The 21,276-nt window shown below is 63.6% G+C and carries 20 protein-coding genes; 7 read left to right on the forward strand and 13 right to left on the reverse strand.

Going from position 1 to position 21,276, the window contains the following annotated elements; genetic code table 11:
- Window positions 1–7 precede the first annotated feature (7 nt).
- The gene (locus tag Q0082_RS19115; RefSeq protein WP_298195193.1) at window positions 8–1,744 is read left to right on the forward strand and encodes a DEAD/DEAH box helicase; all 1,737 of its coding nucleotides are present in this window, start codon (window positions 8–10) and stop codon (window positions 1,742–1,744) included.
- A 36-nt stretch (window positions 1,745–1,780) separates the two neighbouring features.
- Here the strand turns inward: Q0082_RS19115 and Q0082_RS19120 are convergent, their stop codons facing one another.
- A complete protein-coding gene (locus Q0082_RS19120; protein ID WP_298195194.1) occupies window positions 1,781–2,329 on the reverse strand; it encodes a hypothetical protein in 549 nt (182 codons plus the stop codon).
- A gap of 186 nt (window positions 2,330–2,515) precedes the next feature.
- Between Q0082_RS19120 and Q0082_RS19125 the strand changes: the two genes are divergently transcribed.
- The 4 genes from Q0082_RS19125 (at window position 2,516) to Q0082_RS19140 (ending at window position 6,467) form a co-directional block, all read left to right on the forward strand.
- Window positions 2,516–2,917: a hypothetical protein gene (locus Q0082_RS19125; RefSeq protein WP_298195195.1), complete on the forward strand. Its 402-nt coding sequence runs from the start codon at window positions 2,516–2,518 to the stop codon at window positions 2,915–2,917.
- 92 nt (window positions 2,918–3,009) lie between these two features.
- Window positions 3,010–5,079, forward strand: coding sequence for a TonB-dependent receptor (locus Q0082_RS19130; RefSeq protein WP_298195196.1), 2,070 nt, complete (start codon window positions 3,010–3,012; stop codon window positions 5,077–5,079).
- A gap of 12 nt (window positions 5,080–5,091) precedes the next feature.
- The gene (locus Q0082_RS19135; protein ID WP_298195197.1) at window positions 5,092–6,192 is read left to right on the forward strand and encodes a PepSY domain-containing protein; all 1,101 of its coding nucleotides are present in this window, start codon (window positions 5,092–5,094) and stop codon (window positions 6,190–6,192) included.
- Between the two features lie 8 nt (window positions 6,193–6,200).
- Window positions 6,201–6,467, forward strand: a complete 267-nt coding sequence (locus Q0082_RS19140) for a hypothetical protein (RefSeq protein WP_298195245.1) — start codon at window positions 6,201–6,203, stop codon at window positions 6,465–6,467.
- Window positions 6,468–6,624: 157 nt separating this feature from the next.
- Here Q0082_RS19140 and Q0082_RS19145 read toward each other — a convergent pair whose 3' ends face one another.
- The 4 genes from Q0082_RS19145 to Q0082_RS19160 form a co-directional block, all read right to left on the reverse strand.
- Window positions 6,625–6,903: a hypothetical protein gene (locus Q0082_RS19145; RefSeq protein ID WP_298195198.1), complete on the reverse strand. Its 279-nt coding sequence runs from the start codon at window positions 6,901–6,903 to the stop codon at window positions 6,625–6,627.
- Between the two features lie 395 nt (window positions 6,904–7,298).
- Window positions 7,299–7,634, reverse strand: a complete 336-nt coding sequence (locus Q0082_RS19150) for a hypothetical protein (protein ID WP_298195199.1) — start codon at window positions 7,632–7,634, stop codon at window positions 7,299–7,301.
- Window positions 7,635–7,775: 141 nt separating this feature from the next.
- A complete protein-coding gene (locus tag Q0082_RS19155; protein WP_298195200.1) occupies window positions 7,776–9,218 on the reverse strand; it encodes a DUF6035 family protein in 1,443 nt (480 codons plus the stop codon).
- A 117-nt stretch (window positions 9,219–9,335) separates the two neighbouring features.
- Window positions 9,336–9,581 (reverse strand): hypothetical protein, encoded by a 246-nt coding sequence (locus tag Q0082_RS19160; protein ID WP_298195201.1) that lies wholly within the window; start codon window positions 9,579–9,581, stop codon window positions 9,336–9,338.
- Window positions 9,582–9,820: 239 nt separating this feature from the next.
- Here Q0082_RS19160 and Q0082_RS19165 point away from each other — a divergent pair, with 239 nt between their 5' ends.
- Together Q0082_RS19165 and Q0082_RS19170 are read left to right on the forward strand one after the other, a co-directional pair.
- Window positions 9,821–10,189 carry a cupin domain-containing protein gene (locus tag Q0082_RS19165; protein ID WP_298195202.1) on the forward strand — a complete coding sequence of 123 codons (369 nt, stop codon included), beginning with the start codon at window positions 9,821–9,823 and terminating at the stop codon, window positions 10,187–10,189.
- A 28-nt stretch (window positions 10,190–10,217) separates the two neighbouring features.
- Window positions 10,218–11,210: a LysR substrate-binding domain-containing protein gene (locus tag Q0082_RS19170; protein ID WP_298195203.1), complete on the forward strand. Its 993-nt coding sequence runs from the start codon at window positions 10,218–10,220 to the stop codon at window positions 11,208–11,210.
- Window positions 11,211–11,235: 25 nt separating this feature from the next.
- On the opposite strand, the gene Q0082_RS19175 is transcribed toward Q0082_RS19170, so the two are convergent.
- The 8 genes from Q0082_RS19175 to Q0082_RS19210 form a co-directional block, all read right to left on the reverse strand.
- Window positions 11,236–12,144: an MBL fold metallo-hydrolase gene (locus Q0082_RS19175; RefSeq protein WP_298195204.1), complete on the reverse strand. Its 909-nt coding sequence runs from the start codon at window positions 12,142–12,144 to the stop codon at window positions 11,236–11,238.
- A 169-nt stretch (window positions 12,145–12,313) separates the two neighbouring features.
- Window positions 12,314–12,457 (reverse strand): hypothetical protein, encoded by a 144-nt coding sequence (locus Q0082_RS19180; RefSeq protein WP_298195205.1) that lies wholly within the window; start codon window positions 12,455–12,457, stop codon window positions 12,314–12,316.
- Between the two features lie 131 nt (window positions 12,458–12,588).
- Window positions 12,589–13,395, reverse strand: coding sequence for an IS21-like element helper ATPase IstB (gene istB, locus Q0082_RS19185; protein WP_298195246.1), 807 nt, complete (start codon window positions 13,393–13,395; stop codon window positions 12,589–12,591).
- A gap of 20 nt (window positions 13,396–13,415) precedes the next feature.
- The gene (gene istA, locus Q0082_RS19190; RefSeq protein ID WP_063977127.1) at window positions 13,416–14,915 is read right to left on the reverse strand and encodes an IS21 family transposase; all 1,500 of its coding nucleotides are present in this window, start codon (window positions 14,913–14,915) and stop codon (window positions 13,416–13,418) included.
- A gap of 92 nt (window positions 14,916–15,007) precedes the next feature.
- Window positions 15,008–15,580, reverse strand: a complete 573-nt coding sequence (locus Q0082_RS19195; RefSeq protein WP_298195206.1) for a hypothetical protein — start codon at window positions 15,578–15,580, stop codon at window positions 15,008–15,010.
- 10 nt (window positions 15,581–15,590) lie between these two features.
- Entirely contained in the window at window positions 15,591–16,574 is a 984-nt protein-coding gene (locus Q0082_RS19200; RefSeq protein WP_298195207.1) for an ATP-binding protein, read from the reverse strand.
- A 183-nt stretch (window positions 16,575–16,757) separates the two neighbouring features.
- The gene (locus Q0082_RS19205) at window positions 16,758–19,847 is read right to left on the reverse strand and encodes a hypothetical protein (protein WP_298195208.1); all 3,090 of its coding nucleotides are present in this window, start codon (window positions 19,845–19,847) and stop codon (window positions 16,758–16,760) included.
- A gap of 88 nt (window positions 19,848–19,935) precedes the next feature.
- On the reverse strand, window positions 19,936–21,252 hold the full coding sequence (locus Q0082_RS19210; protein WP_298195209.1) for a CsgG/HfaB family protein: 1,317 nt from the start codon (window positions 21,250–21,252) through the stop codon (window positions 19,936–19,938).
- Between the last annotated feature and the right edge of the window lie 24 nt (window positions 21,253–21,276).

Consider the following 21,276-nt stretch of genomic DNA (forward strand, 5'->3'; position numbering starts at 1 on the left):
AAGCCCTATGCCCTTTTCCCAGCTCCCCCCCGCCCTCGGCGCCGCCGTGGCAGCACGCGGCTATGCCGCTCCCACTCCGGTGCAGGCCGCCGTCCTCGAAGCCGAAGCCGTGGGCCGCGACCTTGTCGTTTCCGCGCAGACCGGTTCGGGCAAGACCGTCGCCTTCGGCCTCGCGATGGCCGCCGAACTGCTTGCGGGTGAAGATCGCATGGGCCCCGCCGGTGCGCCGCTCGCGCTCGTCATCGCCCCCACCCGCGAACTCGCGCTGCAGGTCAGCCGCGAGCTCGAGTGGCTCTACGAACAGACCGGCGCGCGCATCGCCACTTGCGTCGGCGGCATGGACGCCTCGCGCGAACGCCGCGCGCTCGGTTATGGCACGCATATCGTCGTCGGCACCCCGGGCCGCCTGCGCGATCACCTCGAACGCGGCGCGCTCCAGCTTTCTGCGCTGCGCGTTGCCGTGCTCGACGAGGCCGACGAAATGCTCGACATGGGCTTTCGCGAAGACCTCGAGGCGATCCTCGATGCAACCCCGCAGGAGCGGCGCACGCTGCTGTTCTCGGCCACGATGCCCGCGCCGATCGTCGCGCTGGCCCGCCGCTACCAGAACAACGCACTGCGCATCTCCACGGTCTCGGAAGAACGCGGTCACGGCGATATCGATTATCAGGCGATGGCCGTCGCGCCCGCCGATATCGAGCATGCCGTCGTCAACCTGCTGCGCTTCCACGAAGCCGAGACCGCGATGCTGTTCTGCGCCACGCGTGACAACGTCCGCCGCCTTCACGCCAGCCTGACCGAGCGCGGCTTCGCAGTCGTCGCGCTATCGGGTGAGCACAGCCAGAGCGAGCGCAACCATGCCTTGCAGGCCCTGCGTGATCGCCGCGCCCGCGTCTGCGTCGCCACCGATGTCGCCGCGCGCGGGATCGATTTGCCGAGCCTCAGCCTCGTCGTCCATGTCGAGATTCCGCGCGACGCCGAAACGCTGCAGCACCGCTCGGGCCGCACCGGGCGCGCAGGGAAGAAGGGCACCGCGGTGCTCATCGTGCCGTATCCGCGCCGCAAGCGCGTTGAGGCCATGCTGCGCGGCGCGCGCATTCCGGCGCAATGGGTGCCGGCGCCTTCTGCCGCCGATATTCGCGCCGCCGACAATGACCGGATGATGGCCGCGCTTCTTGCGCCGGTCGAGGCCAGCGAGGAGGACCGCGCGCTCGCCGCCCGTCTGCTTGCCGAACGCAGTGCCGAGGATATCGCCGCCGCGCTCGTGCAGGTTCACCGCGCCCGCCTGCCCGAACCCGAAGACCTGATGAGCGCGGGCGATGCCGGCCCGCCCGCGCAGCGCGAGCCCCGCCCCGGCTTCGAGCAGAGCACCTGGATGCGGCTGAACTTCGGGCGCAACCAGAACGCCGATCCGCGCTGGATCCTGCCGCTGCTGTGCCGCCGCGGCCATGTGAGCCGTAGCGAGATCGGCGCGATCCGCATCACCGCACAGGAGACCCTGTTCGAGGTGCCGACCGCGATTGCCGCGCGCTTCATGGACGCCGTGCGTCGCACTGCCGAGGAAGCGGACGAGTTCGAGATCATGCCGATGGACGGCGCCCCGCGCGACGACGCGCGCCGGCACCGCCGCGAAGGCAAGCCGAACCACGCGCCCAAGCCTTATCGGCAGGCGGGTCGCCCCGAAGCACCGAAGAAGCCGCACCGCAAGGGCACGTGGCGGGCCAAGCCGGACCGCGCGAAGTAACCACTTCGAGCTGGTCGAGGGACCAGCCGGGAACCGTCAGGCCGCCTCTTCCATCTCGACGTATTCGGGGAAGAAGCGCGGCGCACGCATCGACCAACCCGGCGCGGTCGCGGCGGCTTCGCTGATCGACTGGAGCAGTTCCTTGCGCCGTTCCGGGCGGATGTGCGGCAGTGCCGCAGCGCCGCAGAACGCGCCGGGCAGCCAGGGGCGCACTTCCGCGCCGAGCAGTCGTTCATAAAGGAAGCGGTAGGCCGAGAAGCATTCGATGCGGCCCTGCGCAAGATCGAAGGTCGTGACGCGCAGGAGCGGCCCCATCACCGTTTCGAGGTCTTCCAGACCGGCACCCTCGCCGCCTGCGGTCTCGCTCTTGAGCAAGCCGCGCAGCAGCTTCAGGTCCTGATAGATCACGTATTGCGTGCGGATCGAGGCCGCTTCGGCCGGCCCGCGCGCCCAGCGCCGGAAGGCATCGTGACGGCCAAGCCCGACATCGAGACTGCGCCGGATGTAGCGCTGCTCGCACGGCGAAAATCCGGCGAACTCCCGCATTTCGGAGAGAATGGTCTGCGCTGTCTCGGTCGTGGCCATGGGCCCCTCGCTTCGCTTGCCATGCCGGACGATCCTGTTCCGTCTGGCGTTGACGAGAAGGTTACGCCCGCTTGGTTAGGAAGAGGTTAATTGGTTAATTCGCGGGTAGCCCAGTATCGGCAGCAAGGCTTCGCAAGGCATAACGGGGTGACACGCGGGCGTCCCGGCGCTAGGGGCCGAGCCGGAATGAACGCCCTGCGCGCCCTTCTTCTGCGTCACCACCTGCTGGCCATGGTGCTGGTCGGAGCGGCGCTGTGCCTGCGGATGGTCATGCCCGCCGGCTTCATGGTCGCGCCCGATGCCAAGGTCTTCACGATCAGCATCTGCGTCGACAGCCTCGATCATGACGGCATTGCGCAAATCGCGATCCCGATGAAGGGCACCGCAGGCAAGACTGGCGGTTCGGCCAAGAGCGACTGCGCGTTCTCCTCGCTTTCGATGGCCTCGACCGCCGGGGCCGACGCAGCGCTGCTGGCGCTGGCGCTCGCGTTCATCCTTGCGCTCGGCTTCGCGCCGACACCGGCCCCGTGCCCGCGCTGGACCAGCCGCCTGCGGCCACCCTTGCGCGGACCACCGCTCACCCTCTGACGGAACAGACCGACCTGCGCGCCTGCGCGCCGGCCACCCTTTCCCGATGAACCGCGCGCGCCTTGCCGCGCCGGTGCGGAGCGTGATTTCCCATGAAGACCTCGATTGTTGCCCTTGCCGCCCTGCTGGCAGCGACCACCCCTGCGCGCGCCGAAGAGAGCGCCGCCCCCGAGAATACAGACAGCCGCGACATCATCGTCACCGGCACCAAGCTTTCCGGCGATTTCGGCACCAAGTCCGGCATCCCGATCGCGCGGCTGTCGCAATCGATCCAGATCGTCACCGCCGAGGACATCATCGAACGCGGCGCGCGTTCGGTTGGCGATTTGCTGCGCACGGTGCCGAGCGCCAACCCCGGCTTCTCGCGCGTCGGCCCTTACCAGTCGTTCAGCCTCAAGGTGCGCGGCTTCCTGGCCGACCAGATGCGCAACGGCATCCGTCAGCGCTACTACGAGGACGTCGACGCTTCCGCGCTTTCGAACATCGAACGGGTCGAAGTGCTTAAAGGCCCATCGGGCGTGCTCTATGGCCAATCGGCTGTGGGCGGCATCGTCAGCATCGTGACGCGCCAGCCGGAAGATCGACAGTTTGGCAGTTTCGCGCTCACGGCGGGACAGTTCGACCAGAAGATGCTGACCTTCGACATGAACACCGGCCTCGCCCCCGGCCTCGCGCTGCGCGTGACGGGTGAAGTCGAGCGGTCCGGCACCTTCGTCGATTTCCAGGACCTCAACCGCAAGAACATAGCGCTCAACCTGCGCTACGCGCCGTCGGATGATGTGACCGCGCATTTCGTCGCCGAGTATGTCGAGCGCGACACGCGGCGCAATCCGGGGCTGCCGCTGGCCGGGACGGTGAAACAGGGCGTGCCAGCGCTGCGGCGCGGGCTCTATCTGGGTGAACCTGCAGTCGATACGCTCACCGCCGACGCGCCGCTGGTGCAGACCTGGGTCGACGTGCGGCTCGCCGATGGTTGGACGGTGACGCCGCGCCTGCAATACCAGGAGTTCAACAGCGCCTTCCTGCAGATCCGCCTGCGCGCGCCTGACGGCGCGAACCCGGCACTCATCAACCGCAACGGGCGGCGTGGGCGCGAGGACGACCGCTACACCATCGCGCAGCTCGATCTCGCCGGCCGGGTGGTGACAGGTCCGCTGACCCACAAGCTGCTTCTGGGCTATGAATACGACCACGAACGCAGCCGCTTCACCCAGTTCAACCTGACCAATGTCAGCCCGATCAACGTGCTGGCGCCGGTCTATGGCTTCAACGGCACGGCGCCCACCAGCACGTTTGCCTTCGACGGATTCTACAACATCGACGGACACGCGCTCTACGCGCAGGACCAGATCGACCTGACCCCACGCTGGAACCTGGTCGGCGCAGTCCGTCACAGCTGGATCGATGCGCGCGACGGCGATTACGGCGGCGCCACCAACAACCGCGCGAAAACGAGCACGACGATCTGGCAGCTGGGTTCGACGTACAGCCTGACGGGCGCGGTCTCGCTCTACGCGGGCTACAACACCGGCTTCGACGTAGAGAACACGGCGGGCGCGAGGACCCGCACCGGCACACCGCTGCAACCGGAGCGTTCGAACCAGGCCGAAGCGGGGCTGCGCTATCGCACCGGTACCCTGCGCGCGAGCTTCTCGGTGTTCCAGATCAAGCGCGTGAACGCGGTGACAGCCGATCCGGTCGATCCCGATTTCAGCGTGAACGCAGGCGAGCAACGCGTGCGGGGGATCGAGCTCGAAGGCGAATGGCAGCCGCTCGAATGGTGGGACCTGAGCGCGGGCTATGCGCTGATGGACGGCAAGGTGACCCGCAGCAACGATGGCATCGCGGGCAAGCGCATCGGCGATCTTCCGCGCCACAGCCTGACCGCGCGGACCAGCGTTGCCGTGCCCGGCACGCCGCTCACCGTGCGCGGCGGGGTGAACCACGTGACGAGCCGCGCGCTCGTCGATGGCAGCGACACGACGCTGCCCGCTTATACGCTGGCGGATATCGGGGTGGGCCTCGCGCTCAAACTGTTCCGCATCGATGGAACGCTCAGCAACCTCTTCGACGAGCGGTACTTCACTGCATCGGGCAACGGGTTTGCCGTCTATCCCGGCGATCCGCGCACCTTCAGCGTGCGCGTATCGGCTGGCTTCTGAGGGAGCGCGGCCATGGCAAACCCGGAGGAACCCGTTCGTCCCCACGGTTACAGGGCCGTCTGGCGCTGGCATTTCTATGCCGCGCTGTGGACTGCGCCGCTTCTGATCGTGCTCACCCTGAGCGGCGCGATCTACCTGTTCGACCGCGAGATCGACGCCTGGTGGAACCGCAGTGTGCAGACCATCGCGCCCGCGCCAGATCTAGCAACCTTGCCACTCGCCCGGCAGGAAGCGATCGTCAGGGCCGCGGCGCCGGGCGCGGCGGTGTTGCGGGTGCGCCTGCCGTTCACGGCGGACGAGGCGACAATCTGGTCGGTGCGCAAAGCCGATGGCACCGCCGAGGATCTGTTCCTCGATGCCCGGCGCGGCCGGATCACCGGAGCGGCAGATCTCGCCTTCCAGCCCACCAATCTGGTGCGCAAGGTCCACGGAACGCTGCTGGGCGGCGAGATCGGCAGCCATGTGGTCGAACTCGTCGCCTGCTGGACGCTCGTGATGATGGCAACCGGTATATGGCTGTGGTGGCCGCGCAAGTGGAAGGTGCGGGGCGTCATCGTCCCGCGCCTTGGCGCAGGAGGGCGCCGGATGTGGCGCGATCTCCATGCCATTCCGTCCATCTTCCTCGCCGTCTTCGTGATCCTCTTGGTGCTGACGGGCCTGCCATGGTCCGCCTTCTGGGGTGCGCAGTTCGCAAAGCTGGGCGAGGCAGTGCCGTTCATCGCGCCTTCGCCCAACTTCCATGCGCCGCCCGAGGCAGACGGGAAGCCCGCCAGTGATCCCCATGCCATGCACAAGATGATGGCCATGCCGCCGGCTGATGCGAAGCTGCCCTGGACGATCCGCCACACCCCATGCCGCAAGGTTCGGGCAGCGGCCCCATCGGCATCGCGCGGATTGAGGCGCTGCTCCCCCTGCTCGACCGCGCGCATTTTGGCGAAGGCGTGCGCATCATCTACCCGCGAGGACCAAAGGGCGTGTTCACGGTGTCCTACGTGCCCGACAAGGCCGAGGGCCAGCGGACGCTTTATGTCGATCCCGGCACCGGCCGCGTGCTCGGCAATGTCGGCTGGGCAGACTACAGTCCGGTCGCCAAGGCAGTCGAATGGGGCGTGATGACGCACATGGGGCGGCAGTATGGCCTAGCCAACCAGCTCGCCAATTGCGCCGTGTGCCTCATGCTGGTCGGCAGCGTCGCGGCGGGCCTGGTGCTGTGGTGGCGGCGGCGTCCGCAAGGTGAGCTGGGAGCGCCCACACTTCAGACGGGCGACCGGATGCCGGCTGGCGTCAAGGCGCTGCTGGCAGTCCTCGCGGTGCTCTTCCCGCTGGTGGGGGCAACCATGCTCCCGGCGCTCGCGTGGGGTCGCTGGCGGGGTCAGCGCCTGCGGTAGCGAAAGTACCAGACATCAAGGCATAAAATGCCATAATGCTCTGATTTACAATCAAAATATTGCTCAATTTTCGCCATCATTTTCCTCCGTGTAATCACTGGGTAATCACCAATTCTGCTAGAGCTGCCTAACGTAGCGCGCGTTAGGGACGCTCCGCTCATTCCCTCTGCCGCAAGCGTTTCACGTAAGCGCCAGCGACACCTTCCTCCGCAGGCAAATCCAACAGGCAGTTGGCCAGCGACGCGATTGTCTCATCGGTAAGTCGAAAGCCGCGCGAGATAAGCCCGCGCCCCGCTGCACCATATTCGTCGATGTTCGCGTAAAGCGCTTTGAAGAAGTCCGCTTTCAACGGACGAATCGCCCGAGTCGCTACTTCGGTAGCAGGATGCGAGGTAACGACCTCGCTATCCGACGCATCCTCGGCCAGGGCAGCCATACACGCCGCAATGGATGGCCATCAACATCGCCTGCGCTGCATCAGGCGGCCAATCAGCTGATCCTCGCGCCACCCCAGGTTTCTGGGCTCAGCACCGCCTGTTGCGACGATCGTAAGCAACTTTCTTGCACACTGGTCCACCGGACAAACGCAGGCATTTACGGCTCCCTCGCTGCGCGGTGTCATGCAGGCCATCGACGACTTCGCCGGCTGTTTCCAGCACGAGCATCCCGCAGGATCAGGCCAGCGTCGCTACTATCGTTCCTTGAGCCAAGAACTGTAAGCAAGACGGTATTCTCTGCATGCGGCGAGCATCCCGGTAGCTGCTGCGCCGCTGCGGGCCAGTAGGCTGCTCATACCCAGGGCAGAACCCGCTAATGGCCAAGGCAAGATCGTCAGCGATAGTTATTAAAGCCGACTTCCAGTGCCTTGCCCTTCGCGCCTTCATACCATTGGGTAACATTTTCGTAACGGCGATCTATCGACTCTTCCACCTGCCCGTCGGGCTGAAGGATAGCAGGCAAATCATTCCGACCATCATCCACGCCGTCCACCGTCCAGGGGTGAAGATATCCATCGCCGCTGATCGACCAGCCCAAAACGGCTTTCTTATAAATATCCGCCGACTTTCTTGTCTGATTCCCACCAAATGCCCAGCACGCATGTCTCGGGAGCCGCAGGGACGAAAGACTGGGGTGTGCGGACCAATGCCCTGTCCCATTGCGTTTCATCGATGATGATGTCCTCATCCGAGTTGCGCAAAAATATCTGCACGCGGCCATTCCCCAAATCCTTGACCAATCCGACATCATCGACGGCATATTGTTTCTTGTCACTTCAGAAGAAGAACATTCACAATCACTCTGATTTGTTCAAAATAGACTGTCACGATATCGATCCACCGCTGCGGCAACACGATCCGATATTTCAGGAAACAAAAAGTAAATCAGCGGAAGAACGCTTCCTTCCGGCTGGAACACTGGATCGTCGCGTTTGATACGGCTAAATATGCCATCCGCCCCTTTCAGTCTCTGACGCCATTTCCCGCTGCCGTCCTGACTGTTCAAGAGGTCGTTATGACCATAGGCGTCCACTGCACTGTAAAAGGCGATGAACAGGCTTGGACAGGCCTCAGCAACCTGATGCGCCACTTGTACCAGCTTGGAGAATTTGTAACCCATGGGCTTCCCGTCGCGCGCGCTGTAGAGCGCGGACAGCATGACCCGCGTGGCTTCGTGGCTATCGGGAAACTCGGGCAATTCTAACCCGCGCCGTTCATAACGGTCCCGCAATTGCCGCCAGCTTGCACGATTTTCCGGCGTGTGGCGAAACGAACGGCCATGTTCCAGCCAGAACTCGTACAGGTCAGCTTGATCGATACGGATCGCCATCGCCTTGGCATCATCGGCCTCCTGCTGAATTGCCGCGCGCAAGGCAGCATCGGCGGCATGGAAATCGAACAGGAAAAGACGCTGGCCATCCCTGTCCTGCGTGAGGTCAGCAAAGGGCACCACCTTCTCCGCCCAAGCATCGGTGATCTTCGCATCATCACGAACCGGCATCCGGTAATGACATCGCAGGTGGAAGATGCCGGTCCGTTCGGAAAGCTCGGTCGTTTCGTCATCAACGATGAAGATATTGGAATTGTTGGAATAGAGCAGGTCATCCGTGGTGAGGCGTCGGTATCCTGCGTCGAAAGACCCGAACACCCAGACGAGTAGGCCTCCCTCCCTGCGATAGAAGGCGCGGCGACCAGCAACCACGCTGAGGAATGTCGTAGACAGTTGAACCTCGAACGCGATCTTGCCCTGCAGATGTCCCGCCTGGACATCGGGACGCCGGTAACGCCTGGAATCGGCACCTTTCCAGTTGCGTTCGACCGCGATGTCAGAAAAGTCTGCATCTGCCGCCAAGCTGCGTTCAATCAGGCTCTTGATGTGCTTATGGGGCTGACTTTCCCGGAGCCCATGATATTTCCGAGCCGTGATTTCTTCCGCGGTCAGGGGTGGTCGGGTCTTGGCGGAACAGGAATCGTCCTCCTCCGATCGATGCCGAAAGAAAAACCGCTTGTCCGGCGTCGACACAAGATAGACCGGCGTGAGGCATTCCGCGCAAAGGTAGCGCGGATTGCCGCTGTTCATACGCTCAACGATCTGAACACGGTTGTCGACCAGATCCTGATAGAACTGGCCGCCTATGAGGGTTTTAGCAGTCGGAATCTCGCCGAGGTCAAGATCGATGATCTGGCCAATCTGTGCATCCTCGACAGGCGTCGCGTAATCATAGCCTTCTACCGTCACGTTGTTCAGTCCCATGACGGCAAACTATCATCAGGCGTGGTCTGAACAAACTAGGGAGAATGGCTTTGACTGAATTCGGCGGTGGCTGAACCCTAGCCGGCTCTGCCGTACGCCGGTCAATGATTTGCAGGTCTAAATCTGGATGGACATAAGCGTGCCCACTGCAAAGCCGAGCACGACAAAAGCCGCGTCGATATCGCTGACGAGCGCGGTCGACACGTTGCGACCGCGATGTGGTTCCTTGAAATGCTCGACCACTGCCGCACCATCGAACATGCCAGCACTTATGGCGGTCGGCAGAACGGAGCATGCCTGCGCCAGCGAAGCGAGACCGACGACGCCAGCGGCGATAATGGCCCCGCCCAGTTCCCGTACCATCACGAGGACCGATCGACGGTATGCCCGGAACGACATGTTGTGATCCTCATTTGCGCACAGGTCACCCAATTGCCAATCTGGAAATTCGATAATTCCGACCTCAGGGGGTGGCGTAAAATGGGCCTGACACCCCATGAAAGCGTTGCATGGAAGACAACAGGCTTTGCCCTTTCGCTCTCTTACGAACGCGCGATTCTTGAGGATGAATGCGTGTTATCCAAATTCCAAAGGAGAACCTCATGGCGCTTGATTCGCCGCTTCCTCGTCTGGTTTCGCAGTCCGATGACATTTTCCGCGGCCAGATGCCGCTTCCGCCGGAACTGTTTCTCGAAGGCCAACCGGTCTCTGATATCTGGGCGCCCGATTTCGCTCCCGCTGGCAAGCTCGTCAATCTCGGCATCTGGGTTGGTCAACCGGGTGCCATTGCCGTGCATGGGTATCCGGTCGACGAGTTCTTCACCGTTCTGGAGGGTCATCTCAGGCTTGAAAATGAAGACGGCAGCGCGATCGAGGTAGGTCCTGGCGAAGCGGCCATTGTCCCGCAAGGATGGAAAGGCGTGTGGCGTACTCTCGAGGAAACCCGCAAGACCTTCGCGTCCTTCGCCTAAAATCATAGAAATAAGTTGCCTTGAAGGCGTGACATTTACCCGCTTGGACAAAGCTGCGATGATCACCCCGGGCTTAAAGGGGTGGATATTGGATAAGCTGCGTTTCATACCATCTTTGGCGATGCTCCGGGCGTTCGAGGCATTCGGACGCCTGGGCAGCACGCGCAAGGCGGCCCAGGCGATTGGCATCGACCATGCTGTGGTCAGCCGCCATTTGCACGCGCTCGAAGGCGAACTGGGTACAGCGCTCGTCGAAAGAAAAAGCGGGCATGACTGGCTCACGCCCGAGGGCCGCGACTATCATGCACAGATTTCCGTCGCCCTCACGCAATTGGCCGACGCGACCGACAATTACCGGCGACGCGAGCAGGGCAAGCTGATCATCTGGTGCGCTGCCGGTATAGCGACGTCCTGGCTCGTGCCGCGCCTCCCCGATTTCCGCGAGCAATATCCTGAGATTGATCTCGACTTCCGGCCATCGGACAGGCGCGTCGATTTCAGCACCAATGAGGCGGATTCAGAAATCCGCTATCTTCTGGATTCCGAAATACCCGGTCCAAACGATCAACTGCGTACAACGTCCCTGTCTCGACCGGACATCTTCCCGGTCGCAAGTCCTGCCTATCGTGACAGCATTGCAGACCGTTTCCGACGCGTCGAAGACATATTGTCCTTCCCGCTGCTCCATATGGAAAGCACGGATTATTGGCGCGCCTGGCTTGGAGCGCGCGGGATTGCTATCACGAGCGAGGATATCCCCGGCCAACGCATGTGGAATGCCAGCCTGATGCTGAATGCAGCGCGGCACGGCCAGGGCATCGGTATAGGCAATCGCTTCTTCGTGCGCGAATGGCTCGATTCAGGCGAGCTTGTCCGGCTCGATCCGGCTGACGAACCTCAGGGCCCCCTTGCATTGGGCGGCTATCATCTCATCGCACGGGAAACGCGGTGGAGCAGTGGCGCGCTCTCGCGTTTCCGGCAATGGCTTCATAAACAGATCGCGCTCGCGCCGATCGACTGAACCCTGCCTTGGCGCGGGTTCACTTTCAGAATTTCAGGCGGTAGCCGGTGTCATCACGCACGATCCACCCGGCGGTCGGGCTGGTGAAATGGGTGCCGATCACCAGCGTTGGACTGTCCACGAACTGTGAGAGGAAAGTCTGCCGCGTCTCTTCTGAAATATGGGGATGGGAATCGAAGCCCGACGACCATTGCGGCCTAGCGATCTGGCACGGGTGGTGCATCATGTCGCCCGTGATAATTGCCCGTTCGCCCTCGGATTCCAGAACGATGCTCACATGGCCTGGCGTGTGCCCCGGAGTCGGCATCAGGGAAACGCCCGGCGCCACTACCGCGTCCGTCTCGACCATCGCAACAAGGCCGGCATCGACGATCGGCTTGACGGAATCGAGGAAGACCGCTCGGTTGTCCATGAGATCGAGTGTCTCTGCCGTCAGGCCGTCAAGACCGGCTTCGCATTCCAGACTGGCAAGCCAGTAGCGATATTCTTCTTCCGCGAAGAAATAACGCGCACGAGGGAAAGTCGGCACCCATTCGCCGTCCACCAGCATCGTGTTCCATCCGACATGGTCGACATGAAGATGCGTGCAGAGGACCGCGTCGACGCTTTCACGCGTCCAGCCGAGGTTGGCCAGGCTATCGAGAAATGTCGTCGACAGACGATTGAATTGCGGAAGATGGCGGTCCTTGTCGTTGCCGGCGCAGGTGTCGACGATCAGCCGGATATCCGGTGTCTCGACCAGCAGGGCATGGATGCTCGTCTTGAGCCACCCCTCATCCGTCACGAAATGCGGATGGAGCCAGTCGATTTCCTTGACGAGATCCGGTCGGGCATCGGGGAGCGTGGAACCGGGGCGGCCATTTTCGGACGAACGCTCCAGTTCCACTACCTTTGTGACGGTGAAGGCACCGATCTGCCAGCGTTCCTTGATCATGTTATTCCTCGTGACGGTTGGCGCGCGCGATCTCACGTCGCGCTCGTGACTGTCCCCGAGCATTGCCCCTGGAACCGTCTTCCGAAGAGATGCCGATGGCATCCCTGATGTTGCTGTCCAGGCAACGGCGGGGGAGGCGCAAGGAGCTACCCGCGCCTCCGACCACAGCCTACATTCGGTAGGAAGCCGTCACGCCAATCGTGCGCGGACGCAGTGCCGTCTGGCCGAAGATATACAGGCTGTCGTTGAAATTGCGGTTGTAATTGATAGGCGCCTTATCGAGCAGATTATCGACGAAGAGCGATACATCCACACCGCTGTGTCAACGGCGGTCTAATTTCCGGCCAGCGTGGCGGAGTAAAAGCAGGCCACTGATGATGCGCGCGGATGATATGCAAAGGGCCCCGATCGGGGCCCTTTGCATATTTGCCGTTTTGCGGCGGGTTATTCGGGGGCGGTGGCCTGGTTTTGCTCCGCCCCGGCAGCGCGGCGGCGGCTGGCGGACTGCCGGAGGCGGTAGCTGTCGCCGTTCATAGTGAGGATACTGACGTGATGGGTGAGACGATCGAGCAGCGCGCCGGTGAGGCGCTCCGAGCCCAGAACCTGTGTCCAGTCCTCGAACGGAAGGTTGGATGTCACGATCGTCGATCCGCGTTCGTAACGCTGGGAGAAGGTCTCGAACAGCAGTTCGGCGCCCGTGGGCGAGAGCGGGACGTAGCCCAGTTCATCGACGATGAGCAGCTTCACCGCCGCGAGATCGCGCTGCATCTTGAGCAGCCGCTTTTCATCCCGGGCTTCCATCAACTGGTTCACCAGAGCCGCAGCCGTCGTGAACGCGACTGTGAAGCCTTTCTGGCAGGCCGCCAGCCCCAGGGCGAGCGCGACGTGGGTCTTTCCGGTCCCACTGTTGCCCAATGCGATGATGTTTTCCCGCCGCAGGATATATTCGCCCCGCGCCAGTTCCAGCACGAGCATTTTGTTGAGGCTGGGGATAGCGGTGAAGTCGAACGTGTCGATGCTCTTCACCGCCGGGAACCGGGCGGCACGGATCCGACGCTCGACCGTTCGGCGCTCCCGGTCGATCAGTTCCAGTTCGATGAGGCGAAGCAGGTAGCGGCTATGATCGATACCGTCGCGCGCGCATTCCCGGGCCAGCTTCTCATATTCGCGCAGCACTGTGGGAAGCTTGAGCTGCTTGAGATGATGCGCGAGCAGAACCTGCGGCGTGCCTGCCGTGGTGCCGGCGGGCATTTTGTCTTCGCTCGCCCGGCTCATGCCGCCATTCCCGGTATGAGCGCGGCATAGTCGGCGGCGCGTGTCGTCTTCACCTCCATTCTGGGGAGGTGGGGATAGGCCGCAAGATCGAGCCTAGCGGGCCTGCGCTCAATGCGCGCCAGCGCGATCTGCTTGACCGCATCAAAGCCGATGGCGCCGATATGGATCGCCTCGGTCACGGCGAAGGTCACCACCTCCATCGGGATCGCCTCGAGCAGGCGCAGGACCTGGATAAATTCGCGCTTGCCCTTGTTCCCCATGCGGGCTTCGAGAAGGTGACGCAGATGCTGGAACGCCTCGGGCAAGGCCCAGTCCTGTAGCGCGGCGGCCTGATCGAGCGCATTGGGCTTGGTCTCGATCAGCGCCAGATAATGGAGCGGGTTCGCCACGAACATGGCTTCACCATAACAGCGCGGGTGACGGGCGATCTCCTCGCCGCCGCACAGGATGACGACCCGATCGACGAAGCCCTTCACCACGACATCCTGGAAGCCGTAGCGGGTCGGAACCGAGTAATCGTTGGTCCGGTAGCGCACCAGCGCGGTCGAGGACACGCGCGCACTCCTCGTCTCGCACGGTTCGAACAGGCCCATCGGCAAGGGACGCAAGGCCGCCAGATCGGCCACGAGCCGCTCGCCGATCGTCTGGCTGTGCCGACCGGCCCGTTCCTCCTGTCGCATACGACAGCGGCGCTCCAGTTCAGCGTTGAAGGCGTCGTAACTCGCGGCGTGCGGAATCGGTACCATGAAGTGCGATCGCGCATGCTTCACCAAGCCTTCGACTTTCCCCTTGTCGTTGCCTTTGCCGGGACGCCCGAACCGATCCGTGAACAGATAGTGGCTGACCAGCCCGGTAAAGGCCTGCGTGCGCTCGCGCTTGCCGTCGCCGCAAATCTTCGCGACCGCGATTTTCGTGTTATCGTACAGGATCGAGCACGGCACTCCGCCAAAGAAGGCGAACGCCGACACGTGCCCATCGAGAAAGGCCTCGGTCGTCTCCGCAGGATAGGCCTTCACGAAGCAGGCATCCGACTGCGGCAGGTCCATGCAGAAGAAGTGAACCTTCTGCCGAACGCCGTCGATCACCCCCACCGCTTCGCCAAAATCCACCTGCGCGTGCCCCGGCGGATGCGCCAGCGGCACGAACGTCTCGCGGCTGCGCGCCCGGCTCTGCCGCACATAATCCTTCACCACCGTGTAGCCGCCGCCATAACCATGCTCGTCCCGCAGCCGCTCGAATATCCGCTTGGCCGTGTGTCGCTGCTTCAGCGGAGCAACCCGGTCTTCTCCCAGGATCGCGTCGATCACCGGTAGCAATGCCCCAAGCTTGGGCTTCGCTACAGGCTTCTTGCGCGTGTATCCGGGCGGCAGCGAAAACCGACACATCTTCGAAATCGTATCCCGGCTCAGACCGAATACCTTCGCCGCCTCCCGCTGGCTGTTCCCTTCCACAAACACAAAGCGCCGAACCGCTGCATAACTCTCCACGGCAAACATCCCTGGCCGCTCCAAAAGGAGCAGCCTAACCAATGGCCGGCTTTTACACCGCCGCGCTCAGCAAATCGCAGGCGCTCCATTGGCCTGGTTTGTCACCGCCCTCCACAGTCGATCTTGCGCTCGCGCAAGGCCCGGGCGCCAAGATCCCAAAGCTCGATATCAACCGTGTACGCCTCGCCCACCCGGAAGTCGTCGACATCGACCAGCCCCGCCTCTCGGGCACGCATGCCGATCCGATCGCGCGGTGTGACCTCGGCAATCGTTTCCACATTGGCGATGAATGAGGAAAAGGCCGGGTTCTGTCGCCCAGGCTGAACGCCTTGGCCGTAAGCGTCGAGCTTGCGCTGGAACTCGGTCAGTTCATCGCTCGAGGAGAAGAGGACAAGCGTGCGATCCTCGTCGCTCGAAAGGACGGTCAGGCCGACGCGATTCCATTCCTCTTCGAGCAAAGGTCCGCTCATCTGAACCCGCAAGATCAACGACGGATCGACCGCATCAGGACGACGACGCTGGCGCTGGGCGGCTACGGCCTGATCGAGCTCCTGCCCCAGACGATCGCTATGCCCGCGTGGATTGCGCTGGGGAGGAGGCCCGCCGCCCCCATTCTTGCGACGGGGCAGGCGCTCGGGCAGCCGCAACAGCTGCAGGTGATCATAACGCGCCACGCGGCGGGGATCAGGCGGTCATGCGGTCGGCTCTGCGCCGACGACGACGTTCATCGGCAATCGCGTGAAGGAAATCCTGCTCCCTGACCTGTTTTCTTTTGTCGATCACCGAGGCCTTGATCGCCTGGACGCAGATGCGGTCCAGCTCGGCATAGGAATAACCCGATAGCTCTCCGAGATGCCCCTGCGGGTCGAAAGCCAGCGCGACATTCTTGAACTTCATCGTGAGGAAACGCGCGATCATGCGGGTCTCGGGAGGATCGAACCAGATCACCTCATCAAAGCGTCGCCAGATGGCTGGATCCAGCGATTGATCGAGATTGGTGGCAGCGACCAGAAAGCCCTTGGGCTCGATACGGTCGATGAAGATCAGCAGGCTGTTGACGACGCGCCGCAGTTCATTGTGCTCGCCCCCGTCCTCGCGGGCGCGGGCCAGGGCATCAAATTCGTCGAAGAAGAGGACCGTGGGCTGCTTGCGGGCGAACTCGAACAGCTTGCGGACATTGGTCGCGGTTTCGCCCAAATAGGAGGAGATCAGGCGGTCAAGCTTGACGATGTAGAGCGGCATGCCGAGCTCAGCGGCAAAGATCTCCGCGCAGAGCGTCTTGCCGCAGCCCGGAGGGCCGCAGAACAGCAACTTGGAGCGGACCGGCAGGCCGCGACGGCGGACATCGTCGGCCCGCCGAAATTCCCGCAGCAGATCGAGGAAGATGCGGATATTCTCGCTCGAGAGGATGATATCCTGCTTGTTGTGGGTTGGCTCGACCAGTTCGATGAAGTCGCCGGCGGCTTCGGGGAAAGGAATGAGCGGCGCAAGTGCCTTGGGCTTTGCCGGGCGAGATGGCGCCGCATCAAGGGAACGGCGAAGAGAGCGCGCAAGTACACGATTGTTTTTCTTCTCTTCCTCACTGATGATCTGCTCGGCCACGGCGCGGAACTCCTCGTCCTTGCCGTAGCTGGCCAGCAATTTCTTCATCAGTTCACCGCGCGCCATGGGTCCGTATAAGCCTTTCCTTGTGCGCCAAGCATAGCCGGATTTCCTGAATCCGCCATGATTTCCTGCATCCAGACATGATAAATCCCGACGACAAAAGGCCGCCACGCCGGGGGAAGCGTGACGGCCTTTCCCGCATGCGGCGGGCGGCCCAGGGGCTTGTGGCACCGCCCGCCACGCGGATCAGCGCGAGACCATAACCGTGTTCGTGGCTGCGTTCCCGACCGCCGATGCGCTGATGCTGTTACCCGAGATGCCGATCCGGCTCGCCCCGAGGCTCGTCGGCGACACCATATAGGCAGCGTTGGAGACCTGGGCCGTGACAGCGCCGCTATTGGTCTGGACGCTGCTGATGCCCGACGCCGGCAGGCTGCCGAGCGAGGCCAAAGTCACCATGTTGGTCGCGCTGTTGCCATAAGCCGTGGCCGAGACGCTATTGTCGGTCACGCCAAGACGGCTGTCACTGACCCCGACACCACCATAAGTGACCGTCACGGTCGGGCTCGCTGCATAGGCGGACACGATCCCTGCATTCATCTGAACACTGGACAGGAGCGCCGGCGCCGTCGCACTGTTCAACGCTCCGGTGGTGATGGAAGCGAGGTCCGGCGTGCAGTCGTCCTCGGCCGCGCCGCTCACGGCCAGCGTATTCGCCGCTATATTGCCCCGGGCAACGGCCGAGGTGCTGTTGCCATCGACGAGGCTGGATGCGTCGGACGAGGCATGCGCACCGATGCCATAGGCGCTGGTCGCCTGCGAGGCCACCGAGGCATAATTGGACTGCTGGTTGAAGAGACCCACACTGGCGTCGCCCTGCACCGCCGAGGTCAGTGTCAGGCTGTTGCTCGCCGAGTTGGCGACGGCCTGGGCCAGCGTCTGATTGTCGCTCGCCTCGAAGCTGGAGCGAACGAACGATACGGCCGGATCCACGGAAAGACCGGTCGTCACCGCCGTTGCGCTGACGCTGCCATCGGCGACCTGATTGCTGGCGAGGACATGATCGCCCACAACCCGCGAGCTATAGCCGATGTCCGCCTGGGCCGTGGCCGGTTCGCCGCTCAACGAGCCAACGCTGACCGCGTCGACGGCGAGACTGTTGCTTGCATCGTTCATCCTCGCCTGCGCGATATTGCTGTTGTCGGAGAGAAGCAGGTTGGAATCGACCGCTGCGGTGGTCACGCCCAGCTGCATGTCCGAGACCGCATCGACGCTGGTGTAAGCCGCCTGTGTCGAAGACAGGGCCGAACCAGGCGCCACAGAGTCCTCGGCACCCAGCGCGGTCGCGGCGATGGTAAGGCTGTTGTCAGCACCATTGCCCAGCGCGGAAGCGGTCTGGCTGTTGCCGGTGATGTCAAGCGTGGATCGCACCGCGCCATCCCCGGTGGCGGCATCGAACGCCCCATAGGCAGAAGCCTTGACCGCGACGGGGAGCTGATAGCCGCCCTTGATCTCCTGGGCGTTGGCCAGAGCATAATCCGCGGCGGCTCCGACGCCGTAGTCAAGCATGCCGCTTTGCGCATTCACATGCCCACTGGCATTGGTCAGGCTGTTGGCGGCGATCGCCATCGCGTTGGTGACCTGGTTCTCGGCTGCGCTGGCTTCGAGGCTGTTGCCCGAAACGGTCAGGCTGGAATCAACCACATCGCCGGCACCGGAAAGGCTCGCGCCGGCCCGCTCGCTCGCAGTTCCGACGGCAGCTGTGACAACACCCTTGCCCAGTTGCAGGCTATTGAGATCGGCGGCAGTTGACAGGCTGTTGGCATCGAGCGTCAACCCGTTCGTCGCCACATTGCCGCTGGCCTGGGCTGCGGCGCTATTCCCGCTGATCGTCGCATCCGAACGAATGATGCCGGTATCGACGGCGATCACGGTCACGGCATCTTTCGCCTTTGCGGTCACCCGCGCCTGGTTGATCTGGCCGTTCTGGACGCTGAATGGCGCAGTCACGGTCATCACATCGTCGCCATCGACCAGCGCGGTGCCGACTGGAGGAGGAAGGCCGCCCTCACCGCCAAAGCCTTCACCGGCATCCGCCGTATTGGCGCTCACCGACAGGAGATTGCCGTCGGCACGGTTGGCAGTGGCCGCGGCGAGCACCGCATTGTTCCTGGCGGCAAGGTTCGCCTCGACTGCGTCGCCGGCTATGGCGATCCGCGCGCCGCCGCTGCTGGCAGCCTTGATGGGCACGGCGGCGGCCGACTGCACATTGCTGATGTTGGCGACGGCGCCGCCATCCCAGGCATCGTTGGCAACCGCGTTGGCCGAGAGATCGAGGCTGTTGGCGGACTGGTTGCCATAGCCTGCCGCGACCAGGCTGTTGCCGTCATCGGTGACATGCGAGGCAAAGGCCGTATCAGCGACCTTCACCGCGAACCCGCCCTTTGCACCGGCGGTCACGCTGCTGGCGAGACGCTGATCCGCAACGACCGCATAGGCGGCACTGACCGAAGGGTCGCTGGCATTCGCCCCGACGACAGAGGGAACGCCATAGCTGGCAGCGGCATCGAGTTGGACAGCATCGACGCCAAGCGCATTGGTGGCGCTGCTACCATAAGTGATGGCGCGCTGGAGGTTGTCGCTCACAGCGAGATCGCTGCGCGGCGCATCGGCCACCTTGAGCGTCGCCGAACCGCTGAAGCGCGCCGACACGGCGGCATCGCCACCGACCGACTGATCGCTGACCACGCCTGCGCCGGTGCCGACCGCAACGCCGGTCAGGGACAGCGAATCGCTGGCGTCATTGGCCAGCGCCACGGCTTCCTGCGTATTGGCGCTGACGGTCGCGCTGCTGTCCACAAGATCTCCGAGCCGCCCGCGAATGCGCGAATTGGAGGTCGTGGCGGAAACCGCAGCGCCGTCGGTCGCCTGGCGGGTGGCGATGAGAGCCGGCGATTGCCCATCAGTGCCATTCGTCCCGGTCGCGATCGCGGTGCCGCCGGTCGCGGCCTCGAGATCGCGCGCGTCCGGCGTCAGGGCGGCGCTCGCGCTATTGGCCCTGGCGGTGGTGCTGACGGCGTTGCCGGTGATGGCGACGCTCGATCCATCGACCGCGCCGGTCACTTCGATCCGGGGATTGGCGGTGCTCGCGCTGACCGGCGACCAGGCTTTGTTCTGATCGGTCGCAATGACCTGCGCGCCGGTCGCATCGATTCCGGGCGTGGGATCGGGAGTAGCGAAGGCGGGCGCGGCCAGCGAACCGGCAAGGGCGAGGACCGCGCCGCCCATCAGCAGGCGATAGCGACCGGACGAACGGGAGTAGGCTGTCTGTTTCATGGAGAAAATCCTTCTTTGAAGAGGTACGAAAAACCGGGCATTCGGGTGTCGCGTGGGCGCCTCCTTCGCTGCGAGGGGATGACGCCGATCAGCCGATGCGCAGGCGGGCGAGCCGCTGCAGGCCAGCGCCAGCGCGCTGGATGGCCGGATCGTTGGGATCGGGCCGCCAGACCGGCGAGATCACGCCAGCCGCGATACCCTGTCTGGCAAGTGCGGCGGTTAGTGCCGCAATCCTGCGATCGGTCAGCGCGGCCCGCGCCTTAGGATCGAGCGTCTCGCTGTCGCGGGTCAGCAGCGTAACGAAAACGTCACCTTTCTTGGCGCTGGCCACGATCCGGTCGATCGCCGCTTCGGCCCCGCCCTGGAGACCGTCCATGCCGGTTTCGAAGAGGATGGCGACATCGGCTTCGGCACTGTCCGTGCCTGTGCTGGCAGGGCCGTTAAGCGGCGGACCATCGGCACCCAGCCGCTGCCGCAGTGTCGGCGAACCGCTGACGGGCGCCACTGGCGGCACGCTCACCGCCCAGTTGGCCTGGCGCATGCAGGGTTCTGGATCAACACGGGAAACGGCCGCGACGAGCCGCATCGTCGCTTCCTCCAGGGCTGTGCGAATACCGAGCTGAAGCGGCTCCTGGCCCTTGGCGCCGATATTGATGTCGAAGAGGTCGGAGCCGAAGAAGCGGAAGATCCCGAAGCCTGTCTCATAACCAGTGAACTGCTTGGTCAGGCTCACTGTACGAACCACCAGCAGCGAGCGGGTGTCTACGATACGCAGGTCGAGTGCGACGCTCTGGGTATAGGTGCGCGCTTTGGGACCGACCGCATTGACGCCGGTCTCGATCCCGCCAGAACGGATGTCGTAGTTGAGTTCGGTGATGCCGCCGACGATGTAATAGTCGGACGCAGCGATGCTGCCGCCGAAATAGGGTACCCAGGGGACGACCTGCTTGCCCGAGGGGCCGGCGAGGTCGTGGACCTTGCCATCCCCCAGTTGGCGACGATCGGCATAGGCAAGCTCGCGTTCTGCGATGACCGGATCGAAGCGCTCGGCAATGCGCACTGACCCGCGCAGCTTGCCAAGCGCAGAGGCCACCATAAGCGCGCCGCCCTGCGTGATGGCATTGCCTTCGTTGACCGAATATTTGCCGGTATAGTCGCGCACGTCGCCGACCGCGATGACCAGCGGCTTGTTTCCACGCGATCCGAGCCAACCCGCATAGCAGGCAAGCGCCGCGTCCATCGGCGTGCGATTGTCGCGCACCGGCGGCCCGACGACGATCGGTTCTTCGCCGATCCCGATCCGCTGCTGGGTGAAGCTGGCGCAACCGGGCAGAGCGAGGGCCAGGAGCGGCAGTGCCGCCGACCGCAAGGCCCCGCACCCCGATCCGGCGCCCCGCAGCCCCATTCTCTTTCCGGCCATTCCCCAGCG

It is taken from the genome of Novosphingobium sp., assembly GCF_027489515.1.
GTDB lineage: Bacteria > Pseudomonadota > Alphaproteobacteria > Sphingomonadales > Sphingomonadaceae > Novosphingobium.

Bases quoted from the DNA above. Each gene is read 5' to 3' on its own strand.
- Q0082_RS19115 (WP_298195193.1), top strand. From the start codon at position 8: ATGCCCTTTTCCCAGCTCCCCCCCGCCCTCGGCGCCGCCGTGGCAGCA.
- Q0082_RS19120 (WP_298195194.1), bottom strand. From the start codon at position 2,329: ATGGCCACGACCGAGACAGCGCAGACCATTCTCTCCGAAATGCGGGAG.
- Q0082_RS19125 (WP_298195195.1), top strand. From the start codon at position 2,516: ATGAACGCCCTGCGCGCCCTTCTTCTGCGTCACCACCTGCTGGCCATG.
- Q0082_RS19130 (WP_298195196.1), top strand. From the start codon at position 3,010: ATGAAGACCTCGATTGTTGCCCTTGCCGCCCTGCTGGCAGCGACCACC.
- Q0082_RS19135 (WP_298195197.1), top strand. From the start codon at position 5,092: ATGGCAAACCCGGAGGAACCCGTTCGTCCCCACGGTTACAGGGCCGTC.
- Q0082_RS19140 (WP_298195245.1), top strand. From the start codon at position 6,201: ATGGGGCGGCAGTATGGCCTAGCCAACCAGCTCGCCAATTGCGCCGTG.
- Q0082_RS19145 (WP_298195198.1), bottom strand. From the start codon at position 6,903: ATGGCTGCCCTGGCCGAGGATGCGTCGGATAGCGAGGTCGTTACCTCG.
- Q0082_RS19150 (WP_298195199.1), bottom strand. From the start codon at position 7,634: ATGAAACGCAATGGGACAGGGCATTGGTCCGCACACCCCAGTCTTTCG.
- Q0082_RS19155 (WP_298195200.1), bottom strand. From the start codon at position 9,218: ATGGGACTGAACAACGTGACGGTAGAAGGCTATGATTACGCGACGCCT.
- Q0082_RS19160 (WP_298195201.1), bottom strand. From the start codon at position 9,581: ATGGTACGGGAACTGGGCGGGGCCATTATCGCCGCTGGCGTCGTCGGT.
- Q0082_RS19165 (WP_298195202.1), top strand. From the start codon at position 9,821: ATGGCGCTTGATTCGCCGCTTCCTCGTCTGGTTTCGCAGTCCGATGAC.
- Q0082_RS19175 (WP_298195204.1), bottom strand. From the start codon at position 12,144: ATGATCAAGGAACGCTGGCAGATCGGTGCCTTCACCGTCACAAAGGTA.
- istB (WP_298195246.1), bottom strand. From the start codon at position 13,395: ATGCCCGCCGGCACCACGGCAGGCACGCCGCAGGTTCTGCTCGCGCAT.
- istA (WP_063977127.1), bottom strand. From the start codon at position 14,915: ATGTTTGCCGTGGAGAGTTATGCAGCGGTTCGGCGCTTTGTGTTTGTG.
- Q0082_RS19200 (WP_298195207.1), bottom strand. From the start codon at position 16,574: ATGGCGCGCGGTGAACTGATGAAGAAATTGCTGGCCAGCTACGGCAAG.
- Q0082_RS19205 (WP_298195208.1), bottom strand. From the start codon at position 19,847: ATGAAACAGACAGCCTACTCCCGTTCGTCCGGTCGCTATCGCCTGCTG.
- Q0082_RS19210 (WP_298195209.1), bottom strand. From the start codon at position 21,252: ATGGGGCTGCGGGGCGCCGGATCGGGGTGCGGGGCCTTGCGGTCGGCG.